This is a genomic window from Rhodoferax sp. (assembly GCF_034519335.1).
Taxonomy (GTDB): domain Bacteria; phylum Pseudomonadota; class Gammaproteobacteria; order Burkholderiales; family Burkholderiaceae_C; genus Allorhodoferax.
In genome coordinates this window covers 50063-70969 of record NZ_JAXHOL010000019.1, presented here as the reverse complement: position 1 = coordinate 70969, position 20907 = coordinate 50063, and the positions used below count along the sequence as shown (strand labels likewise).

The window sequence follows — 20907 nt, the reverse complement described above, 5'->3', positions numbered from 1 at the left end:
GGTTTATCCGATGAAGTTGAACAGCGACAGCTTTTGCACCTGGGCATACGACTGCAGCGCGGCCGAATAGCCGGTTTGCTGGTTCTGGAAGTCGGCAATGCCTTTGATCATGTCCAGGTCTTCCGCGCGGGAGCGGTCGGCCTCCAGCTGGATACTGCGCGACTCTTGCGTGGAGGTGATGCGGTCGGCCCGGTTGAGCAGGTCACCGGCCTGGCCACGCACGGCCGATACCCGCTCCATGCCAATGTCCAGGTTGCCCAGCGCCTGGGCCACGGCTTGCGAGGCAGCGTTGGCGTTGACGGCGGTGCCAATGTCGCGGATGGCGTCGTCCATGACGCTGAAGATGCTGGGGCTGGTGTCCACGGTGATGGTGTCCCCGGCCACGGGCAGGCCATTCACGGTCATCGACAAGCCGGGCATGGCCGTGATGGTGAAGCTGGGCGGCAGGTTGGACGGGAAGGACGCGGTGAGGCCCGACTGGGTGGGGCCGGCCACGGGCGGGCCTTCAGCCACGCTGTAGGTCACGGTGGTGGTGCCGGCCACCGTAGACACCGCATCGATGGTGATGGAGTAGCTGGAGCCGTTGACCAGAGTGGGGTCGACCACTGTGACAGCGCTGGTTTGCAGCGTGCGGTCGGTAGGGATCTGCGACAGGGTGACGTTGTACGCGCCGTCGCGGCGGCCTTGCAGCATGAAGGCGCTCTCGCCATCGAGCGTGCCGGGGATGGCGTTTTCACTGGCAGCGGCTTGGCCAGGCAGGCCCAGAAAGCTGTAGTCGGCAGGCGGCGAGTTGGGGCCGGCAAAGGGCACCTGGCCACTGCCCAAGGCGGCAAACAGCGGCAGACCGTTGTTGTCTTTGCGGTTGGCCATGGTGAGCACCTGCTCGCGCAGGCCTTGCAGTTCCACCGCAATGGTGCGGCGCTCGGCGGCGGTGTTGTTGCCGTTGCCAGCGCTCACGGTCAGTTCGCGGAAGCGTTGTAGCGCGCTGGTGATGTCGCCCAGCGTGCTTTCGGCCGAGGCGATGGAGTTCTTTTGCGCTTCCAGCGCACGCTGGTCGGTGGCAATGCGGGCCAGGCGGGTGAGCGAACGCTCGGCCTGGGCGGCGCCGGTAGGGTCGTCGCTGGGGCGCACCACACGTTTGCCCGACGTGAGGTTTTCCTGCAGGTCGGCCAGCTTGGTCTGGCGCGCGGTGAGGTTGCGCATGGCCAGGTCGTAGGTGTTGGCCGTGCCCAGGCGAGAGAATGAAGTGGCCATGGTGGTCGTCCTCCGGTGCCTCAGCGGTTGAGGCCTTGCATCAGGGTATCAAAAATGCTCTGCGCGATTTGAATCATCTTTGCAGACGCTTGGTAGGCCTGCTGGTATTGCAGCAGTTTGGCAGCTTCTTCGTCCAGGTTCACGCCCGATACGCCAGTGCGGTCTTTCTCCAGATTGGTGGCAATGGAGCTGGACACCTCGGCCGCGTAGGCCGCGCTTTGGCTGCGGATGCCGATTTGCGAGATCAGGCTGGCGTAGCCGTCGGTCAGGGCGGCGCCGTCAAACATGGCTACATCGCGCAGGTTCATCATGGCCGTGGCGTTGCCCGAGTTGAGCTTGTAGTCCACGCCGTAGGCCGGGTCTTTGATGTCGATGACCGTGAAGGTGTCGCCCGGCTTGGGGGAGCCTTGCAACGTGAAGGTCCAGCCAGTCAGCGGGTCGTTATAGGTGGGCGGCAGCGTGGGGTAGTTGTTGGGAAACTCCGCCTCGATGGCTTGGCCCGGTGTGTAGGTGAACACGGTGGTGTTGGCCACCGGGGTTTCGTCGCTGCGGGTGTAGGTGTTGGTACCGGTAAAGGTAAACACCACGGGTGTGGCCAATGACATGGGCAGCGTGCGCGCGCTGATGGACACCTGCTTGAGGCTGCCCTGGTTGGTGCTGCCCATGGAGCCCGCAATCGGGCTGGCCACTGCCAGGTTGCGCGGGGTAGCGAAGACGCTGTCGATGTTGCTGGCCGAGGTGCTGAAGGGCTTGAGCAAAAAGCGGTCGCCCACGTTGGGGGTGCCCGACACAAAAATGTCCAGGCCGTCCACATTGGCCAGTGCGCCCGAGGTGGGGGCTGGCGTTTGCGGAAAACTCACCACCAGGCCGTCGGAGCGGCGGGTGATGGACCCCGAGGTGGCGGAGCTGAAGTTGATTTCGTAGTCTGATGCGGCGAACTTGCTGACATCGGTGATGGCCAGGGTGAGCCCACCGGTGCCGGTGTTCAGCGTGGCCGGGGGCACGGGCTGGCGGATGTTTTGGCCATTGAAGCTGGCGGGGGTAAACAGGTTGCCGCCAAAGTTGCCGTCCAGGTCCAGCCCCAGCTGGTGCTGTGCGTTCATGGCGGTGCTCACGGCCATGGTCAGGCGACCCAGCAGGTTGCGGCCTTCTACCAAATCGCTGTTTTGAAAGCGCAGCAGGCCAGCTACTTCGCCGCCGCCCAGGGCGTTTTCGTCCAGCACCACAGTCAGGCCGTTGCGGGTGATGGCGAGCTTGTTCTTTAACGTGTCGCCAAAGTCATCGCTGACGATAGACACGGGAGACACCGTGGTACCCAGCACCAGAGCCTGGCTGCTGGCCAGAAAAATGCCCACCGTGCCATCGTCTGCCTGGATGGATGTGGTTTGCACGTACTGGTTGAGCTCGCGCACCAGTTGGTCGCGCCGGTCCAGCAGGTCATTGGGGGGCTGGCCGGTGCCTTGGGCGCGGGCGATCTCGTCATTGACCTCGGCAATGCCGCGTGCCAGGGTGTTGATGGCGTTGGCCTTCTGGCGCAGTTCTTGGTCCACGCCCTGTTGCAAGTCGTCAAGGGCTTGTGATGCCGAGCGCATGCGTGAGGCGGTTTCGTCCACCCGTGTCAGGGCCACGGTGCGGGCGGTCAGGTCGGTGGGGGCGCTGGCCACGTCAGAAAACGCGTTCAGCATTTCGCTGATGGCCGCGCCCAATCCGCTGGTGCCGCCGGGGAAGATGCCCTCGAGCTGGCTGAGCTTGTCGGAACGGGTGACGTCCGCAGCCTGCACCGAGCTGGCCAGGGTGGATTGGCGGGTCAAAAAGGCGCTGAAGTTGCGCTGGATGGTTTGCACATCCACGCCCTTGCCGATGTAGCCACCGCCGGTGAACTGGCCCTCCACCGTTTGCAGCGTGACGGTTTGGCGCGAGTAACCGGGCGTGTTGACGTTGGCAATGTTGTTGCCCGCCGTCTGCAGCGCGACCTGGTTGGCCTGTAGCGCGCGGGTGCCGATGTTGAGAATGCTCATGGTGGCGTCCGGTTACACCTGCAGGCGGCGCAGGTGCAGGGTGGTGTTGATGGCGCGGCTCAGTTTGGCGGCGTATTCGGGGTCGGTGGCGTAGCCCGCTTTTTGCAGGCCGCTGGCAAACGCCTGGGCCGAGCCAGTCTGGGCGCGGGCCTTGGCGTAGCGCGGGCTCTCCGAGATCAGGCGGGCGTAGTCCTTGAAGGAATCTTCGTAGGAGTCGTAGGCGCGGAATTTGGCGACCTGCTTTTTGGCGACGCCATTCACGTATTCGGTGGTGGTGATCTCTGCCACCTTGCCGGTCCAGCTGGCACCGGCCTTGATGCCAAACAGGTTGAAGGAGTTGCCGCCGCCTTTGGTTTTGATCTGCGCACGGCCCCAGCCGGTTTCATGGCCGGCCTGGCCCAGCATGAAGCTGGCTGGGATGCCGGTGGCTTTTTCCACTTTGCTGGCCACGTCGGAATGCTGGCGCACAAAGTTGGCCTGGCTTTCCGTCGGGGTGCGCTTGATCTTGACGGGCGGCAGGGTGGCATCTGATGCGGTGGCCCGTGGGGCCGCAGACGGTGTGGAGCTGCCCAGGGTCTGGGGGCGCACGGGCATGGCGGATTCGGCGCCAGGTTCTGCGGTGATGCCCATTTGGCGCGTCAGCTGCTGTGCGATCAGGTCGGACAGGCCGCCGGGCTGGCCCGACATGCTGACAGCGAGCTGCTGGTCCAGCAGGTCGGTGCCCAGGTCGCTGCCGGGGTTGTCCAGCATGCCGGATTTCATGGTGGCCTCGCGCATGCTTTTGACCAGCTCGCGCATGAACAGCGATTCGAACTGCTTGGCGGTTTCCTTGATGGCTTCAGGCGAGTTTTTGCCCGCCTGCAGCTTGAGCGCACCCAGCGATTGGGTGTCTACCGCCAAGCTTTGCATATTGCCCAGTGAGGGCGTCCCGAGACTGTTGCCGTAGCCCATGTCAGATGACCTCCAGCTCCGCATTCAGGGCGCCGGCCGACTTGATGGCTTGCAGGATGGCCAGCAGGTCTTGCGGCGTGGCCCCCAGGGAGTTGAGGGCTTTCACCACGTCGGTGAGTTGGGTGGCGGCAGGCAGCTGGATGAGCTTGCCAGCTTCTTGTTTGATGTCGATGGCGGCTTGTTCGCCCACCACGGTTTGCCCGCCCGACAAGGCATTGGGCTGGCTGATGACAGGCGTGGAAGACACGCTGATGGACAAGTTGCCATGGGCCACGGCGCAGGGGCCCAGGGTTACGGCCTGGTTCATCACGATGGAGCCGGTGCGCGAGTTGATGATGACCTTGGCCGCTGCAATCGAGTTTTCGACTGGCAGCTCTTCCATTTCTGCGATGAAGGTAACGCGTTCGTTGGGGTTGGTGGGGGCTTTGACTTGCACGGTGCGGCCGTCCAACGCCTGGGCAATGCTGTTGCCAAAACGGTTGTTGATGGACTGGGCGACTTTGCGGGCAGTCTGGAAGTCGGAGGCGCTCAGGCTCAGGTTGATGGTGGGACCTTCTTGCAGAGCGGTGGGTACGCTGCGTTCCACTTGCGCGCCATCTGGAATGCGTCCGGCACTGAGGTGGTTAACCTGTACCTTGCTGCCACCTGCGGCGGCACCGGCTCCGGCGACGATCAGGTTGCCCTGGGCCAGGGCGTACACCTCGCCATCGGCGCCTTTGAGGGGGGTCGCGATCAGGGTGCCGCCCTTGAGGGATTTGGCATTGCCCAGCGAAGACACGTTGATGTCCAGCGATTGGCCTGGGCGGGCAAAAGCGGGCAGTTGCGCAGTGACCAGCACGGCGGCCACGTTTTTCATTTGCAACTGGGCTTGGGAGGCTGCGGTGAGCGTGAGGCCCAGCTGCTCCATGTAGTTTTTGAGGCCCTGCGTGGTGTAGGGCATCTGGGTGGTTTGGTCACCCGTGCCGTCCAACCCCACCACCAGCCCGAAGCCGGTGAGCTGGTTGCTGCGCACGCCTTCGATGGAGGCGACTTCCTTGATGCGGGCGGCATGGGCTGGTCCGCTGCTTGCCATGACAAGCGCCACACACAGACCGCCAAGCCAGCGGCGGCCGGTGCTGAGGGGTGTTGGGTTCCAGTGTTTCATGTGCAGAGTCGGTAACGGGGACGGTCCGACTGGACCTGTTACCCCTCGGCACAATTCTGGAGATCTTTAGAAGGGACTAACGTTTAAAAAGAACCGGGATAACCAGCCAACTGTTTGCGCTTCGCCTTGGGCGCCACGGCCGCGAGATTCAACCCGCACGTTGGCCACCTGGGTCGAGCTGATCACGCTGCCCGGTTGCACCATGCGCGGGTCTACCGTGCCCGAGAAGCGCAGTACATCCACGTTCTGGTTCACACCAATTTGCTTTTCACCAGTAACCACCATGTGGCCGTTGGGCAAAACTTCGACCACCGTGGCGGTGATGGAGCCCGCGAAGGTATTGGCACTTTCTGTGCCGCCTTTGCCGGAGAAGTTGTTGTTGGTGGTGGCGCCGACGTTGAATTTGGAGAGGCCCGAGAGGTCGTTGAACGGCAAAGCGGTCACAGCGCCATCGACCGAGGTGTTGCGGTTGACGGTGGACGTGGACTTTTGGCTGGCCGTCACGTTCTCAGCAATCTGGATGGTGACGGTGTCGCCCACTTGGCGTGCCCGGCGGTCTTCAAAAGCCGGGCGATAGGCCACGTTTTGGTAGAGGCTGCCAGTGGCGGGCCGGGCCGCCACTTGGGTGGCTGCGGTACTTGCTGCCACACGTGGCTCGGCAAAATCTACCGTGACTTTCTGCGGCAACTGCTGGCAGGCGCTGGTGAGAAACACGATGGCAGCGGTTGCGGCCGTGGTGCGTAGCAGGCGCGGCGCCGTGGGGCGTGAGGACGTGTAGGTCATGGCTTACCTCGCGAAATTAAAGCTGGCCGAGCTTTTGCAACATCTGGTCAGAGGTTTGAATGGCCTTGGAGTTCATTTCGTAGGCGCGTTGGGTCTGGATCATGGTGACCAGTTCTTGCACCACGTTCACGTTGGAGGTTTCCACAAAGCCTTGCATCAGGGTGCCCAGGCCGTTCTCTCCGGCATTGCCGGCGTTGGGCTGGCCCGAGGCCACACTTTCGGCATACAGGTTTTGGCCTTTGGGCTCCAAGCCCGCGGGGTTGATGAAGCTGGCCAAGGTGATGGTGCCCACGGGCTGCGGAGCGGTATTGCCGGGTACTTGCACCGTGACTTCACCGTTTTGTGCAATGGCAAGGCTGGTGGCATTGGCGGGCACAGTGATGCCGTTGAGCACGGGCAGGCCGCCGGAGGTGACCAAGCGGCCCTGGTTGTCGAGCTGGAAGGCGCCGTCGCGGGTGTAGCCCACGGTGCCGTCTGACATGGTGACTTGGAAGAAGCCGTTGCCCTGAATGGCGACGTCCAGGTTGTTGCTGGACTGCTGGAGGTTGCCCTGGGCAAAAGACCGGCTGGTGGCCACAGTCCGCACCCCCAGACCAATTTGCAGGCCAGTGGGCAAAACTGCCTGCTCGTTCACCGCGGTGCCGACCTGGCGCAGGTTTTGGTACATCAGGTCTTCAAACACTGCATGCGATTTTTTGAAACCGTTGGTGGACACGTTGGCCAAGTTGTTGGAAATGACATCCAGCTGCATTTGCTGGGCTTCCATGCCGGTTTTGGAGATCCAAAGGGAATTGATCATGTTATGCCTCCTGTAGTGCCGCCTCAAAGGAGGCATGCGCCCCCTCGGGGGGCAGCGAATGTGAATGAGCGTGGGGGTTCACAGCATGTCCTGGTGGCTTAGCCTTGCAGGCTGAGCAGCTGGCCAGCGGCGCGGTCGTTGGATTCGGCGGTTTGCATCAGGCGCATTTGCGCTTCAAATTGGCGCGCGGTCTGGATCATGCCCACCATGGCTTCAATGGCGTTGACGTTGGAGCCTTCCAGCATTCCTGGGTGTACACGTGCGGTGTCCTCGGTGTTGAGAGGTTCACCCGATAGCGCCCGAAAGAGTCCGTCGTCGCCGCGTTTGAGCGGGTCTTCTGCAGTGGGAACCACCAGCTTCAGGCGGCCCACACTGTTGGCGGGCTGGTTGCCAATTTTGGCGCTGATGTTGCCGTCCGGGCTGATGCTGACATCCGCACCTGCGGGGACCGTGATGGCGGAGCCATCACTCGACAAAACTTGCAGGCCATTGCCAGTGGTCAACACACCTTCGGCATTCACTTCAAAGTGGCCGTTGCGGGTGTAAGCCTCGTTGCCGTCCAAGCCCTGTACCGAGAACCAGGCGTCGCCCAGTGCCATGGCATCGAGGGCGCGGTCGGTGCGCATGGCGGGGCCGGGTTTGGTGGAGTGACCGGCGGATGCTTCCAGGGCAAAAACCCGGGTGGTAGCACCTTCGCCCCGCAGCGGTACGGCACGGTAGGTCGCCAGCTGCGCACGGAATCCATTGGTGGAGACGTTGGCAAGGTTGTTGGACAGGACCGCTTGGCGGTTCGCAGCCGCATTGGCCCCCGTCATCGCCGTGTAGATTAAACGGTCCATGGTGCGTCAGCTCCGGTTAGCGCAGGTTGACCAGGGTCGACATGATCTGGTCTTGCGTTTTGATGGTTTGGGCATTGGCTTGGTAGTTGCGTTGGGCCGTCATCATGTTCACCAGCTCGGCGGTCAGGTCCACATTGGAGTCCTCCAGTGCGCCTGCGCGCAACTCGCCAAACTTGCCGATGCCGGGCTCACCGAGCACAGGCTGCCCGGATGCAAAGGTCTCGACCCAGTTGCCGCCGCCGGTTGGGGTCAAGCCCTGCACATTGCGGAAATCGGCCAAGGCAATCTTGCCGCGTGCTTGGCTTTCACCGTTGGAGTAGCGGGTCATGATGACGCCTGATGGATCGATGCTGATCCCTGTCAGTTCGCCAGCGGTGTAGCCGTCTTGGGTGAGGTTGGAGACTGTGAAAGCAGTGCCATATTGCGTTGCGCCACTCAAGTCCAGCGCAGCGGTGAAAGTGCCAATGGCTACGTTGGGTGATGTCAGTGTCAACGTTTGCGCCGCCGCGGGTGTTACCAGTGCACCATTGACGTCAAAGGTCATCTGGAACAGGCTGCCGTTCGCAACGGTGGCCAGTTGAGCGTCTGCCGCGAATGTTCCTGTTCCGGCCGCAGCAAAGGTTGCACGTTGGTTGGGGCCAGGGTTGGCGGTGTTCCATGCAACGTTTGCGGTGTGGGTCGCGTAAGTCGCAGAGTTGGTGGCCAATGCCGCCGTACCTGCTGCCAGTGTGGTGGAGTCATAGACCTGCCAGGTGTCTGCGGCCACGGCTGGATTGGCGGTCAGGTCGGGCCCGGTTTTGACGAAGTAAAGGCTCACAGGCACTTCGACGCCTTGCGAGTCAAAGGTGGTGAGTGAGGTGCCGTAGGTGCTGATGGGTGTAGGGGGCGAGGTACTTGCCGCGACCTTGGCCCGTGCATCCAGGTTGAACTCGGCGGTGATCTCGGTGGTCACTTGCGCTGGAATTGGGGCGCCGGTGGGAATTGAGATGATTTCCGGCGTCACGCTGGTGGAGTTACCCAGCAAGTCAGTGGGGTAGCCCATCACATTGGCGCCGGTGTTGGTCAGAATGTTGCCATCCCGGTCCAGTTTGAATTGTCCGTCTCGCGTGTAGGCGGTCGAGCCATCCGGCATCGTGACCTGAAAGAATCCACCACCGTTGATGGCGACGTCCAGGCTGTTGCCGGTGATGTTGATGTTGCCTTGCGAGAACTGTTGCGCGATGGTGGCCACGGACACACCAATCCCCGCCCCTTTGGACGCCCCGCCGGCTGCGCCCAACGAAGAAGCTACAAGGTCAGCAAACTCTGCGCGCGATGATTTCATGCCTACCGTGTTGGCGTTGGCGATGTTGTTGCCAATCACGTCCAGACTTTTGCTGGAGGCGTTCAAGCCGGAGAGACCTGTTTGAAAGCTCATGGTGTTTCCTCTTGGGGAGTGAGAATTAGAGAATCGACTTGACGTCGGTGTAGGCCACAGCGTTGCGACCCGCCAGTTCCAACGTCATGTTGCCGTTGCTGGAGCTCACGGCGACCACGGTGTCGTGGGCCAGTGCCGTGTTGGTGACGGCGGCCCCCTTTAGTGTTGCCGTGACCTTGAAGGTGGGGGAGCCCGGTCCTTGGTAGGTGGAGGCGTTCCACTGGAAGCCATGCATGCCAGCGTCCTGTGCGCCAAGTTCGAACTTGTCCAGTACCTGCCCGCCGGGTGAGAGTACCTGCACGGTTACCTTGTCCGCTTTGGTCGCCAGGTCTACGGCCCCTGCAGCCACTCCGTCCTTGACGGTGAGGGTGTTGGATTCGACCAAAACGCCCTTGCCCACCAGCGAGGCACCTTGCAGCACCTGCATGGCACTGAACTGGGTGGACATGCTCTTCATCGTTTCGTTGAGCTGCTGAATGCCGGAGACCGTGTTGATTTGCGCCATCTGGCTGGTCATCTGGGCGTTGTCCATGGGGTTCATGGGATCTTGGTTGTTGAGCTGCGCGACCAGGAGTTTCAAAAACCGATCTTGCTGGGCATCCACATCGGTTTGCTTGCTGGTGGTGCTGTTCACCAGTGAGCTGGTGTCTGTGGAGGATGTGACGCTGGTAACCATAGTTGTCTCCTGGTTTATTGACCCATTTGCAGGGTCTTGAGCAGCAGCGTCTTGGCTGTGTTCATGACTTCCACATTGTTTTGGTAGGAGCGGGAGGCAGAAATCATGTTCACCATTTCTTCCACCGGATTCACGTTGGATTGGGTGACGTAGCCTTCCGCATCGGCTGCCGGGTGCATGGGGTTGTGGACACGCTTGAAGGGCTCGTTGCTCTCTTTGATGGAGCTGACCTTGACGCCTGAAGACGCTGGGGACTCCATGGGCACCGTTTCAAAAATGACCTGGCGGCTCTTGTACGCCTGCCCATCCGGCCCCGCCACCGCGTCAGCATTGGCCAAATTGCTGGCGACGACGTTCAGACGCTGGGATTGGGCGCTAACTGCGCTGCCCGACACATTAAAGATGGAGAACATGGACATGGTGTGCCTCTGTGGTCAGGTGGTTGCGTCATTGCCCCTGAATGGCGCTCAAGATCGTCCGGGAAGAGCCGTTAATAAAGCGGAGAGTGGCTTCGTATCGCACTGAGTTGTCGACAAAGCTGGCGCGCTCGCGGTCCAAGTCCACGCTGTTGCCGTCCATGGCAGGCTGGGTCTGGACGGTGTAGTCAAGCCTGCCGCTGCCATTGGAGCCATCTGCGGTGCTGCTGGGCAAGGGGATGTGGCGCGCGTGCGTGGTTCCGGCAGAGGTCATGCTTTGGCTGGTGCTGGGAGCCAGCGTCATGCCCGAATCACCGAGCGCCTGCCCCATGGCCTGTTTGAAGTTGATGTCGCGGCCGCTGTAGCCAGGGGTGTCCGCGTTGGCAATGTTGCTGGCAATCACCCGCTGGCGCTCGGCGCGCAGCACCAAGGCTTTCGATTGAAAGTCCAGGGCATTGGTCAGATTGGGGAACATGGCATACCTCAGCAAAGAGCGTCCTTGCACTACGGGTGTGGGCTTGGGGCGTGCGGCAATTATGGGAAAAGCTTAAATTTTTTAGACGTGGAATAGCGGGGTGAATGGGGCGTATTTGCCGTCCTCGCGCTGGGCGAGGCTACCTATAGTTATCGACCTGAGGTGCCTTGGTCCAACTGCATGCTGGGGCGCGGCGCCGGTCCTTATCTGGAGCTATCCATGCCCTACTTCTATCCGTTTTTTCAACGCGCGCTGGCGCGCTGCATTTGCACCATTGCGATGGCTGCTTGTGGCGCCGCGTTTGCGCAAGCCCAAGTTCAAGATGCCGGCCTGGAGGCTCTGCGCGCTGAGGCCCAGCGGTGGGTGAACGAAGCGGTACAAAAATCGCAGCCGCAGGGTGCAAATTTGCGCATGCAGGCGGAAGTGGGCGCGCTGGACAGTCGTCTGCGCTTGGCTGCTTGCGGCAATATCGAGCCACATTTGCCTGTTGGTGCCCGCTTATGGGGTCGCAGCCGTGTTGGCCTGCGTTGTGTGGATGGAGTGACTCGCTGGAATATTACGCTGCCGGTGGTCGTTAAAGCCACTGGCAAGGCGTGGGTCATGCGTGGCCACGTGCCAGCCGGCAACTTGGTGACGGAGGCTGATGTGATGGAGGCTGACGTGGACTGGGCTGAAGAAGCCAGTCCGGTACTGGTTGACCGCACCCTGTGGGTAGGCCAGACAGCCACTCGCCTGCTCAGCACCGGACAAACGCTGCGCCAAGGGATGGTTAAGCCTGCCCAGGTGTTTCAGGCTGGCGCTTCCGTACGCGTGCTGGCACAGGGCGCCGGGTTTCAGGTTAGCAGTCAGGCGCAAGCACTGTCTGCCGGTGTGGTGGGGCAACAGGCACGCGTGAGAATGGAAAACGGGCGTGTTGCATCAGGAATTGTGCTGGATGTACGCACAGTGAAAATTGAGCTTTAAAAGGCTTTATTTGTGCAAAAACTCCTAAAGTCAGTCATGATGCAGCCGATAACTACTGTACGAGGCTACGCCTACCGTAGTTTTGGAGAACGCGATGAAAATAGGTCAACCCACAGATATTCCTGCTTCTGTTTCGCCCACGGTGTCTGGCGCAGCCCAAAAAGCGGCCCAAAACGCCAACGCGAGCACAGCTGCCACCAGCAAGGCGACACAAAGCTCGCGCGAAGCTGGCGTGGCTGTGACCGTCTCTACGTTGGCGCGTTCGTTGGAAAAAACCGAGCGCAGCGAGACTGCAGACATCGATACCCAGAAAGTGGCCAGCGTGAAAGCTTCCATCCAAGATGGAACCTATGTGGTGAACGCCGAAGCCATTGCCGACAAATTGTTGTCCAACGCGCAGGAAATGCTGAACCGCTCCGCGCGGTAAACAGGTCCTGCGCACTTAACCAAGTGCGAGGAACCTGACATGTCACAACCCACCCTGGATTCCACGCTCAGTGCGCTTGAGGCGCAGCTGGCGTTTTTGTCGTTGGCGCTCAAGACCGGCGCAGTTGACGACATGGCGGTGCAAGCACAAGCTTTTCAGTCACTGGCTGTTGAGGCGAATGCTTTGTTGGCTCCATGGAAGCCGCTCGGACCTCACCTGCGTGAGGCGGATGCAGCCCGTTTGCGGGTATTGGGTGCAGGACTCGCCCAAGTGCGGGAGCAGATGTTGCGCCGTCAGGCACTGGTGGAGCAGGCGCTACACATGGTGGTGCCTGCCATGTACACACCGGTCTATGCCGCGGCCGCTGGGCCTTACGGTTCGGGCGCCAAGTCGTCAGGCCGCTTTCAGGGCTTTAGCGCCTGAAGGGGCTTGCCCTCAATGCGCGCGCATCTTGGCGCGTAGGCGGGCAATGGATTGGCTGTGAAGTTGGCAGACACGTGACTCTGTCACATCCAACACCGCCGCAATCTCTTTGAGGTTCATGTCTTGCTCGTAGTACATGCTCATGATGTACTGTTCGCGCTCGGGCAAGGTTTTGATAGCAGCGACCAAGGATTCACGCAAGCGTTGGTCGCGCAGCATGTTCAAGGGGTCGGCTTCGGTATCCGCTACATGGCGATCGAGGAAGGTGTCGTCATCGTCGTCACGGCGTGACATGTCTTCCAGGTACACCAACTGCGTGCCACGTACCTTGCCCAACAGACTTTGGTAGTCCGCCAGACTCATGCCCAGTTCCGCTGCGATTTCGGACTCTGCGGGACTGCGTCCCAATTTGTGCTCCAGGCGGCGCAAAGCCACTTCAATTTCTTTTTGGCTCTTGCGTGAGCCACGTGACATCCAATCGTTTTCCCGCAGCTCATCGAGCATCGCGCCACGTATGCGCTGTGTGGCAAAGGTTTCGAATTGAACCCCTTGGGACGCTTCGTACCGGGTCAATGCGTCGGACAGGCCGATCAAGCCCACCTGAATCAGATCATCAACCTCCACGCTGGGTGGGAGTTTGGCCATCATGTGGTGCGCCAAACGCCGCACCAAGGGTTGGTACTGTTTGATCAGCGCGCTGCGGTCCAATTGGCCTTTGGCGGTATACATCAATGGTTCCCTACCGTACGTGCGATGACTGGGCGGACACCAGTGGATCGGGGCATGGGTGTCCAACCTGCATCCAGTGGCAATGCATTTTCGAGCAGGCCCAGTGCCAAGCGCTCAGTGCTGGCACTTGGGCGGTCATCTACCCCGGGAGCGGGGATCGTCAGTGCATTCACTTCGTAATCCAGAAAATACTTGGCGTAATCGCGCAAGCCCGTGCTTGCTGTCTGTGCGCCAGACTGAGAGGATACGCCATGTGGGGCCGCAAGCACATTCACAATGGTAGGCTCAAGCCTGCCTTTGAGCAAAAGCCGCTTGAGCGCCAAATAGCTGGTCAGCAGCGATGCCTTTGCGGTGGAAACAGTGAGAACCGGGCGCACCGTACTGCCCTTGAGGAGGGGAACAAGGGTCTGTGCGGTGCTGTAAACAATGACCACACTTTCGTGCGGGAACATCCACCCTGTGTCTGCCAAGGCGTTGTGTTCTGTCTGTTGGCGGCTCGCCAGGGTTTGCAGACCCCATGCGGCAGGTAAAACGGCCCAAGAGGGCGCGTCAGATGTTGGTGCCGGTGCGTGGCTGTAGTCCAGCAATTGCTCCAGTCCGGGGTTGTCGGCATTTTCGCGGACCGTGCCGTCCAGCACGGTGACTGGATACCCAAATCCCACCAATGCGGCGCAAAGGCGCAAGAGCAAAGGGAGTTCGGCCTGCTCGTCACCATGCGCCACCATGGCCGTGAGCTTGGGGCTCGGCGTCACCGCCAGGTCCATCAAGCCTGCAGCTTGGTTAATGGGGCGTTCAAGCATCCATGCGCCCCTTGGGTGCGCCCTGTGTGCTGGTAGGCTGACTAAAGAAGAAGCCCAAATCGCTGACTTTGGGGTCGTAGGCAGAGATGCCCGCGGTGCGCATGGACATGCGTACCAGCTTGGCAGCCACTGCGGGTTCCCAGTCCTCAGGGACCCGTTGCCCTGTGGTGATACCCCGTAGCTGCAACTGGTGGCGAATGGCGGCATCAATTGCCGGGCCAAGTTTTACTGCTTCATCAATCTTGGAGAAGATGGCCTGTTGTGACGTATTGGTTTTGAAGCAGTTGACCGCTTCATCCAGCGTGTCGCCGTGACCGCCTGCGTTCAATACCAAAAGACGTTTGATCACGGGCAGGTCCAGCAATTCCATGAGTTCGCGCTTGCGCGGGTCCCGGGGGGCGATGCCGGTCGTATCGATCAGCACCATTTTTTTATTGGACAACAGGCCCAGCAGATCCTGCAGGGCCGCCTTGTCGTGGGCCAGGTGGGCAACTACACCCAGCATCTTGCCGTACGCACGCAGCTGTTCGTGGGCGCCAACGCGGTAAGTGTCCAACGTGATGAGGCCCACGCTGCCTGGGCCGTGGGTGCGTGCACACAAACCGGCAAGTTTGGCTGCGGTGGTCGTCTTGCCCACACCTGTCGCTCCAATCAGCGCAAACACGCCACCTTCTTCGTGGAGCGCGGGTGTTCCGGCGTCTGTCCGCAGATTGCGCTCCAGCACATCCATGACCCAGCGCACCGATTCCGGTGCGTCCATGTCCTCGGGCATACGCTCCAGTATCGCTCGCGACAGCGTGGGGGAATATCCCGCGCGAATCATCTTCAACATCATGTTGGATTGAATCGGATTCTGGCGTGCCTGTCCCAGCCAGGTCAGGGTGTTGAAGCGGTCTTCGATCAGCTCCTTCATGGCGTGGAGCTCGTCCATCACGCCTTTGTTCACCGCCGCTGTAGCGGGCAGGGTTTGGGGCTTGCGCACAGCCACTGGCTTGGGTGCGGGTGGTGCCACATCCACAGCAATACGCTGTGTCAGAGCAGGAGGCCGTGGGCGCTCGGGGGGCATTGGTGCTGGAGCGGGCAGTGCCTCTTGGGTGGATCCTTGCGCAGCCTCATGCCGGCGGCGCAGCATGCGCTCTCTTACGTAGTCTTGGAAAGACAGGGTACTCATAGCCAGTTGTTCCGCATCTTCTTCCACTTTGCTGGCCACTTCTTGGTAGCTCCCAGGTGCGGTGGGACGGCGCGGCGCTGTTTGCGCCTTGCTGGCGGCCGGGGTTACGGCCCGGTCCAGGCTGGCCAACGTGTCCTCAGCGGTGGCCACCACTTCTACACCATGCTCCGTGGGGCGGTTGGACAAGATCAAGGTGCCTTCGCCGAAGGCCAAGCGGGCCTTGGCCAAAGCTTCACGGGAGGTTGCTGCGGTAAAACGTTGGATGTTCATGGTGTGGCACCTCGGAGAATCGGACCAATGCGGATAGTGTGGGTTTCAGGAATTTCGCTGTGGGCGAGCACTTGCAGGCGGGGTGCCACTCGGCGAACCAAACGAGAGATGGCACCGCGGATGGGGTCTGGAACCAGCAGGCAGGCAGGTACCCCTATTTCCTCTTGTTTGAGCGCGGTCTCTGCTGCGGTGCGGCTCAACATGTCGGCAACACCGGGGTCCAGTGCGGGGCCGGAGGCACTGCCCAGGGCTTGCACCAGCAGGCGCTCCAGTCCGGGATCAATTGCAATCACGTTGAGCTCACGGGTAGGACCATAAATTTGCTGAACGATGGCGGGGGACAAGGCGATGCGCACCCGTTTGGCCAACTCAACCGGGTCGGTGGTGGACGTTGCGTGTTCTGCGATGGACTCGATGATGGTGCGGATATCGCGGATATGAACCGACTCATCCAGCAGCAGCTGCAAGACTTTCTGGAACACGGCAACCGAGACCATTTTGGGTACCACTTCTTCTATCAGTTTGGGGGCCAGTTTTGCCACGTGCTCTACGAGTTGTTGTGTCTCTGTTCGGCTCAACAATTTGGAGGCCTGAACTTGCATCAAGTGTGACAAATGGGTGGCCATGACAGTCTCAGAATCAACCACCGTAAATCCTGCCATTTGCGCTGCTTCCTTCTGGCGTTCGTCGATCCAGTGGGCAGGAAGACCAAATGCCGGGTCGGTGGTGGCGGTTCCAATCAGCGGGGTCGTGATGCCACCCGGATTGATGGCGAGATGCATGCCCGGGAAAGCCTCGCCTTCGCCCACAATGACACCACGCAAGGTGATGCGGTAAGCGCTGGGTTTGAGTTCCAAGTTGTCTCGCACATGCACGGCGGGCGGCAAAAATCCCACTTCTTGCGCAAACTTGCGCCGCACCCCTTTGATGCGGTTGAGCAAATCGCCTTGGCGTGTTTTGTCTACCAGAGCGATCAACCTGTAACCCAATTCCAGACCCAGTTGATCCACGGGCTGCAGGTCGTCCCACGATGCTTCACCGTCAGTCACCGGGGCTGGCGCTTGTGCTTGTGGATCCACAGGAATGGGTTTGTGAGCCAGCATCCAGGCGCCGTAGGCCAGCACCGCGGCAATGCTCAGGAACACCAAATGCGGCATATTGGGGATGATCCCCAGAATGAACATGATGGTTGCCGTGACGCCCAAAACCTGGGGTGACACAAACATCTGACCCACAATCTGTTTGCCGATGTCTTTGTCTTTGCCTACGCGGGAAACCACCATGGCCGCGGCTACGGAGATCAGGAGGCCCGGAATCTGGGCGACCAGTGCATCACCGACGGCCAACAATATGTAGGAGTTGGCGGCTTGGCTCGCACTGAGGTCGTGTTGCAGGATGCCGATGGCGAAGCCGCCAAAGATGTTGATCAGCAGAATCAAAATGCCGGCTATAGCGTCACCGCGCACAAATTTGGAGGCGCCGTCCATGGAGCCGAAAAATTCCGCCTCTTCGCCAATTTCAGCGCGCCGCCGTTTGGCTTCTCGCTCGTCAATCAAACCTGCGTTCAGGTCTGCGTCCACGGCCATTTGTTTGCCTGGCATGGCATCCAGCGTGAAGCGGGCTGACACTTCGGCGATCCGCTCCGATCCCTTGGTCACCACGACAAAGTTGATCACCACCAAAATCGCAAACACGATCAAGCCGACCGCAAAGTTGCCCCCAATCAGAAAGTGGCCGAAGGCCTCGATCACCGCGCCTGCCGCGCCGGGGCCTGTGTGGCCTTCCAGTAGCACTACCCGGGTTGACGCAACGTTGAGCGAGAGACGCATCAAGGTAGTGAGCAGCAATACAGAAGGAAAAGCGGCGAAATCCAAGGGCCGAACCATGTAGGCGGCAACCATCATCACCATCAAGGCAACGGCGATGTTGATGGTGAAAAATGTATCCAGAATCAGTGGCGGGAGAGGCAATACCATCATGGCGAGGATGGCCACCACCAACATGGGAGCTGCGGCGCCCTGGAAGGCAGTGGAATTGCTGCCCAGCCACTGTTGCAGGGATTTGATTTGCGCGTTCATGCGGTTGTCGCCTTCAGAGTTTTGGACTGGGGATCCAGTTCAGGGGGGACAAAGGGTTGCGGCACTTCTTGCGGCATGCTGCCTTCGCCGCGCAAGGCTGCGCGAACACGGTAGACGTATGCCAGAACTTGTGCGACTGCGGTGTAAAGCGCAGAGGGTATGTCTTGGTCCAGCTCTGCATTGGCAAAGAGTGCGCGCGCCAGCATGGGGGACTGCAGTACCGGCACAGAATGTTGTTTGGCGACGTCCCGAATCTTCATGGCCAGCAGATCGGCGCCCTTGGACACCACGCGGGGTGCGCGCATGGTTTTTTCGTCGTACCGAATGGCCACGGCAAAGTGGGTTGGATTCATCACCACAAAGTCAGCCTTGGGTACGGCGTTGACGCTGCTTCTCTGTGCAATCTCACGCTGCTTCTGGCGAATCTTGCCTTTGAGTTGGGGGTTGCCGTCGGACTCCTTGCTTTCTTCCTTGACCTCTTGGTGGGACATCTTCATCTGGTCCTTGTGCAAGAAGGACTGCAAGGGGACGTCCACCATGGCAGCAAGAAATACCACCAGCAATAACAAACCAACTCCCCCGGTAATCCATTGGGTCAACTGAGCGATGGCTGCACTGGACGGTTGGCGGATTAGCGCAGCCATGGTTTGCAGTCCGGAGCTCAAAAACCAGGTTGCAATCGCAAACAGCACACTCGTGATCAACAACATCTTCAATGTGTCGAGCATCTTTTTCTTCGTGAACATGTTGGCCAGGCCTGACAGCGGGTTGAGGCGGCTGAAATCCGGCATCAACGGCTTGAGGCTGTTGACCCAGCCGCCTGAAGCAACCGCAGCAATAATGGCTGCAGTCATCACAATGCCAGCGAATGCTACGCAGCCTGCCAAGCCCACGACTGAAGCGTCGCCCAGGCGCTGCAGCATGCTGCCGGGGCGCATGACGGTTGCAGCATCAAAGGACAATTGCTGTCCCATGCTGTGCTTGAGATGATCGAAAAGAATGGGGGCCAGCACCAGAACGGCCATGGCACCAGCACCCAGTACCGCAAGGTGCGAGAGGTCTTGTGAGCGCCCCACCTGGCCGTCATCGCGTGCTTTTTTGAGCTTGCGTTCCGACGCGGGTAAATTGCGATCTTGGCTGCCTTGGTCCATGGTGAAGAAGCTCTCGAGTTCTCACCATTGTCGCGACCGACCTCTGAAACTAAAGTGCAATAAGCGGGGCATTCCCCCGCCTAATTGAAAAGACTAGAAGCCCAGGCTGGCGAGCAAATCGTCCACTTGTGACTGGTCCGTCACCACTTCCTGGTTGGACTGCCCGTCGACCACAGGCCCAGCCAATGCAGGGACGTATTCTTGTGCGGTGGGGGCAGCGACCTTGGCATCCGCCGGGGCCGTTTGCAGCAGAAGCAGCACAAGCTGTTCTTCAATGGTCGCCGCCAAAGTGACCACTTTGGCAATCACTTGCCCGGTCAAGTCGTGGAAGTCCTGGGCCATCATGATTTCTGTCAGATGCTCATCCACTTTTTTGCTGGATTGCTCCACATCGGTGATGAAATTCATCACATGGCCTTTGGCAACTGCCGCAACAGGATCTTTGACGATCAGTGCGCCAATGCGACGTGTCTCTGCCGCAATATGGTCATGCTGGGCTTTGGCTTGGTCCACTTGGTTGAGAACCTTTTCAGCCGCTTGACCCGTCAACCGGGCGATGTAGGAGAGTCTGCTTTTCGCGTCAGGCAGCTCGCCTGCCCAATCCTTGACCTTTTCAGCCAAGCCCAAACCATTCAATGAGTCGTGCAACTGCCGGGTCAGCGCCCCCAGTTGCTGGTGAACTTCACCGGTGGTTAATGCGGTGGGGGTGGGTGCTGCTTCAGACATGATTACTTCAAGCCCATTTTGGTCAAAATGTGGTTGACCTTGTCTTCCAGCGTCGCCTTGGTGAAGGGTTTGACGATGTAACCTGCCGCGCCTTGCTGGGCTGCCAGCACAATGTCTTCCTTGCGGGCTTCAGCGGTCACCATCAATACCGGTAGGTGCTTGAGCTTGTCGTCTTTTTTGATTTCGGCCAGCAACTGAAACCCGTTCATATTGGGCATGTTGATGTCGCTCACCACAAAGTCAAAACTGCTGTTGCGCAGCTTTTGAAGCGCGGCTACGCCGTCTTCCGCTTCATCCGCGTCGGCATAGCCACTTTCCTTGAGCAGGTTGCGCACAATTCGCCGCATGGTGGAGAAGTCATCAACGATGAGAAAGCGCAATTCTTTGGACATAGATAACCTTTAACCGGGCGATTTTCGAATTTCTGCAAGTATGACGCAATTTTTGCGGGGTCAAGGACCAGATTTTGCCTCTGTGGCGGGCGTGATGCCAGAGCTTTCTTCCCCTGCCTCCAAGGCTACGGTTTTGTTGCCCAGCAAACGCTCCTCCGCATCTTTTGTCATTACCAAAATACTGATGCGTCGGTTGCTGGGCGCCAGAGGGTTGTCGGGCTCCAGCGGCAAGCTCGAAGCCATGCCCACGACCCGAGCCAGTTTGGCTTCGGGCATGCCGGCGGCGATCAGCTCCCGGCGGGATGCATTGGCACGGTCGGCAGAGAGTTCCCAGTTGCTGTAGCCGCGCGCCGCGTTGCCATAGGCTTGGCTGTCCGTGTGGCCATCCAGGCTGATCTTGTTGTCCACATCCAGCAGGGCGCGTCCGATCTCGGTGAGGATGTCGCGCATATAGGGCTTGACCGATGCGCTGCCGCTGTCGAACATGGGGCGTCGCTGGTCGTCCACGATCTGGATTTGCAGGCCGTCGGGGGTGATTTCCAGCTTGATTTGCGAGCTGAACTCCGCCATCCTGGGATTGTTTGAGATAGCCCCGGCAATCTTGGCGGCCAACGTGGCCAAGTCTTTGGCGTCTTTTTTGGCGCGTTCCACTTTGGCTTGGTCGCCCGACATCTTTTTCGCTGTTTTCTCCTCACCATCTCCACGGCGAGACTGGCCGGACTGTTGCGTGAGGTCGTTGCCGCCACCCGTGATGATGCTATTGCTGGCACCGGCGCCAGCACCGCCTTGCAAGGCCACTTTGAGTGGAGACTGGAAATAGTCGGAAATGCCTTTTTTGTCGCCTTCGGTGGTGCTGCCCAGCAGCCACATCAGCAAAAAAAACGCCATCATGGCGGTCACAAAGTCGGCGTAGGCAATCTTCCAGGCACCACCATGCGCAGCGTGGCCGCCCTTTTTGACCCGCTTGATGATGATCGGCTGGAGCTTTTTGGCGTCTCCGGCCAT

22 protein-coding genes are annotated in these 20907 nt (G+C 60.1%); 3 read left to right on the top strand and 19 right to left on the bottom strand.

Going from position 1 to position 20907, the window contains the following annotated elements; genetic code table 11:
* Positions 1-3 precede the first annotated feature (3 nt).
* The 11 genes from flgL to flgB form a co-directional block, all read right to left on the bottom strand.
* A complete protein-coding gene (flgL, locus tag U5O12_RS08110) occupies positions 4-1254 on the bottom strand; it encodes a flagellar hook-associated protein FlgL (RefSeq protein WP_322578142.1) in 1251 nt (416 codons plus the stop codon).
* A 20-nt stretch (positions 1255-1274) separates the two neighbouring features.
* Entirely contained in the window at positions 1275-3272 is a 1998-nt protein-coding gene (gene flgK / locus U5O12_RS08105; RefSeq protein WP_322578141.1) for a flagellar hook-associated protein FlgK, read from the bottom strand.
* 12 nt (positions 3273-3284) lie between these two features.
* The gene (flgJ, locus tag U5O12_RS08100) at positions 3285-4223 is read right to left on the bottom strand and encodes a flagellar assembly peptidoglycan hydrolase FlgJ (protein WP_322578140.1); all 939 of its coding nucleotides are present in this window, start codon (positions 4221-4223) and stop codon (positions 3285-3287) included.
* Position 4224: 1 nt separating this feature from the next.
* Positions 4225-5367 (bottom strand): flagellar basal body P-ring protein FlgI, encoded by a 1143-nt coding sequence (locus U5O12_RS08095; RefSeq protein WP_322578139.1) that lies wholly within the window; start codon positions 5365-5367, stop codon positions 4225-4227.
* A gap of 66 nt (positions 5368-5433) precedes the next feature.
* Positions 5434-6150, bottom strand: a complete 717-nt coding sequence (locus U5O12_RS08090; protein WP_322578138.1) for a flagellar basal body L-ring protein FlgH — start codon at positions 6148-6150, stop codon at positions 5434-5436.
* 16 nt (positions 6151-6166) lie between these two features.
* Positions 6167-6949, bottom strand: coding sequence for a flagellar basal-body rod protein FlgG (flgG, locus tag U5O12_RS08085; RefSeq protein WP_322578137.1), 783 nt, complete (start codon positions 6947-6949; stop codon positions 6167-6169).
* Positions 6950-7047: 98 nt separating this feature from the next.
* On the bottom strand, positions 7048-7788 hold the full coding sequence (gene flgF, locus U5O12_RS08080) for a flagellar basal-body rod protein FlgF (protein ID WP_322578136.1): 741 nt from the start codon (positions 7786-7788) through the stop codon (positions 7048-7050).
* Positions 7789-7804: 16 nt separating this feature from the next.
* Positions 7805-9205 (bottom strand): flagellar hook protein FlgE, encoded by a 1401-nt coding sequence (gene flgE, locus U5O12_RS08075; protein WP_322578135.1) that lies wholly within the window; start codon positions 9203-9205, stop codon positions 7805-7807.
* A gap of 25 nt (positions 9206-9230) precedes the next feature.
* Entirely contained in the window at positions 9231-9881 is a 651-nt protein-coding gene (locus U5O12_RS08070; RefSeq protein ID WP_322578134.1) for a flagellar hook assembly protein FlgD, read from the bottom strand.
* 14 nt (positions 9882-9895) lie between these two features.
* Positions 9896-10300, bottom strand: coding sequence for a flagellar basal body rod protein FlgC (gene flgC / locus U5O12_RS08065; RefSeq protein ID WP_094475704.1), 405 nt, complete (start codon positions 10298-10300; stop codon positions 9896-9898).
* 28 nt (positions 10301-10328) lie between these two features.
* Positions 10329-10772, bottom strand: coding sequence for a flagellar basal body rod protein FlgB (gene flgB / locus U5O12_RS08060; RefSeq protein WP_322578133.1), 444 nt, complete (start codon positions 10770-10772; stop codon positions 10329-10331).
* A gap of 219 nt (positions 10773-10991) precedes the next feature.
* Between flgB and flgA the strand changes: the two genes are divergently transcribed.
* The 3 genes from flgA to U5O12_RS08045 all read left to right on the top strand — a co-directional run bounded on the left by flgA (position 10992) and on the right by U5O12_RS08045 (position 12585).
* Positions 10992-11735: a flagellar basal body P-ring formation chaperone FlgA gene (gene flgA / locus U5O12_RS08055; RefSeq protein WP_322578132.1), complete on the top strand. Its 744-nt coding sequence runs from the start codon at positions 10992-10994 to the stop codon at positions 11733-11735.
* A 94-nt stretch (positions 11736-11829) separates the two neighbouring features.
* Positions 11830-12162 carry a flagellar biosynthesis anti-sigma factor FlgM gene (gene flgM, locus U5O12_RS08050; protein ID WP_322578131.1) on the top strand — a complete coding sequence of 111 codons (333 nt, stop codon included), beginning with the start codon at positions 11830-11832 and terminating at the stop codon, positions 12160-12162.
* Between the two features lie 39 nt (positions 12163-12201).
* Positions 12202-12585 (top strand): hypothetical protein, encoded by a 384-nt coding sequence (locus U5O12_RS08045; RefSeq protein ID WP_322578130.1) that lies wholly within the window; start codon positions 12202-12204, stop codon positions 12583-12585.
* A 12-nt stretch (positions 12586-12597) separates the two neighbouring features.
* On the opposite strand, the gene U5O12_RS08040 is transcribed toward U5O12_RS08045, so the two are convergent.
* The 8 genes from U5O12_RS08040 to motB all read right to left on the bottom strand — a co-directional run bounded on the left by U5O12_RS08040 (position 12598) and on the right by motB (position 20907).
* Positions 12598-13314, bottom strand: coding sequence for an RNA polymerase sigma factor FliA (locus tag U5O12_RS08040; protein ID WP_322578129.1), 717 nt, complete (start codon positions 13312-13314; stop codon positions 12598-12600).
* Positions 13314-14114 (bottom strand): hypothetical protein, encoded by an 801-nt coding sequence (locus U5O12_RS08035; protein WP_322578128.1) that lies wholly within the window; start codon positions 14112-14114, stop codon positions 13314-13316. The genes U5O12_RS08040 and U5O12_RS08035 overlap by 1 nt, the downstream gene beginning before the upstream one ends.
* A complete protein-coding gene (gene flhF, locus U5O12_RS08030; RefSeq protein ID WP_322578127.1) occupies positions 14107-15555 on the bottom strand; it encodes a flagellar biosynthesis protein FlhF in 1449 nt (482 codons plus the stop codon). The genes U5O12_RS08035 and flhF overlap by 8 nt, the downstream gene beginning before the upstream one ends.
* Positions 15552-17633 (bottom strand): flagellar biosynthesis protein FlhA, encoded by a 2082-nt coding sequence (gene flhA / locus U5O12_RS08025; RefSeq protein WP_322578126.1) that lies wholly within the window; start codon positions 17631-17633, stop codon positions 15552-15554. Before flhA ends, flhF begins: the two co-directional genes overlap by 4 nt.
* Positions 17630-18784: an EscU/YscU/HrcU family type III secretion system export apparatus switch protein gene (locus U5O12_RS08020; RefSeq protein ID WP_322578125.1), complete on the bottom strand. Its 1155-nt coding sequence runs from the start codon at positions 18782-18784 to the stop codon at positions 17630-17632. The genes flhA and U5O12_RS08020 overlap by 4 nt, the downstream gene beginning before the upstream one ends.
* Positions 18785-18877: 93 nt before the next feature.
* Positions 18878-19510: a protein phosphatase CheZ gene (locus tag U5O12_RS08015; protein WP_322578124.1), complete on the bottom strand. Its 633-nt coding sequence runs from the start codon at positions 19508-19510 to the stop codon at positions 18878-18880.
* Between the two features lie 2 nt (positions 19511-19512).
* The gene (gene cheY / locus U5O12_RS08010) at positions 19513-19902 is read right to left on the bottom strand and encodes a chemotaxis response regulator CheY (protein WP_296471983.1); all 390 of its coding nucleotides are present in this window, start codon (positions 19900-19902) and stop codon (positions 19513-19515) included.
* 60 nt (positions 19903-19962) lie between these two features.
* Positions 19963-20907, bottom strand: coding sequence for a flagellar motor protein MotB (motB, locus tag U5O12_RS08005; protein ID WP_322578123.1), 945 nt, complete (start codon positions 20905-20907; stop codon positions 19963-19965).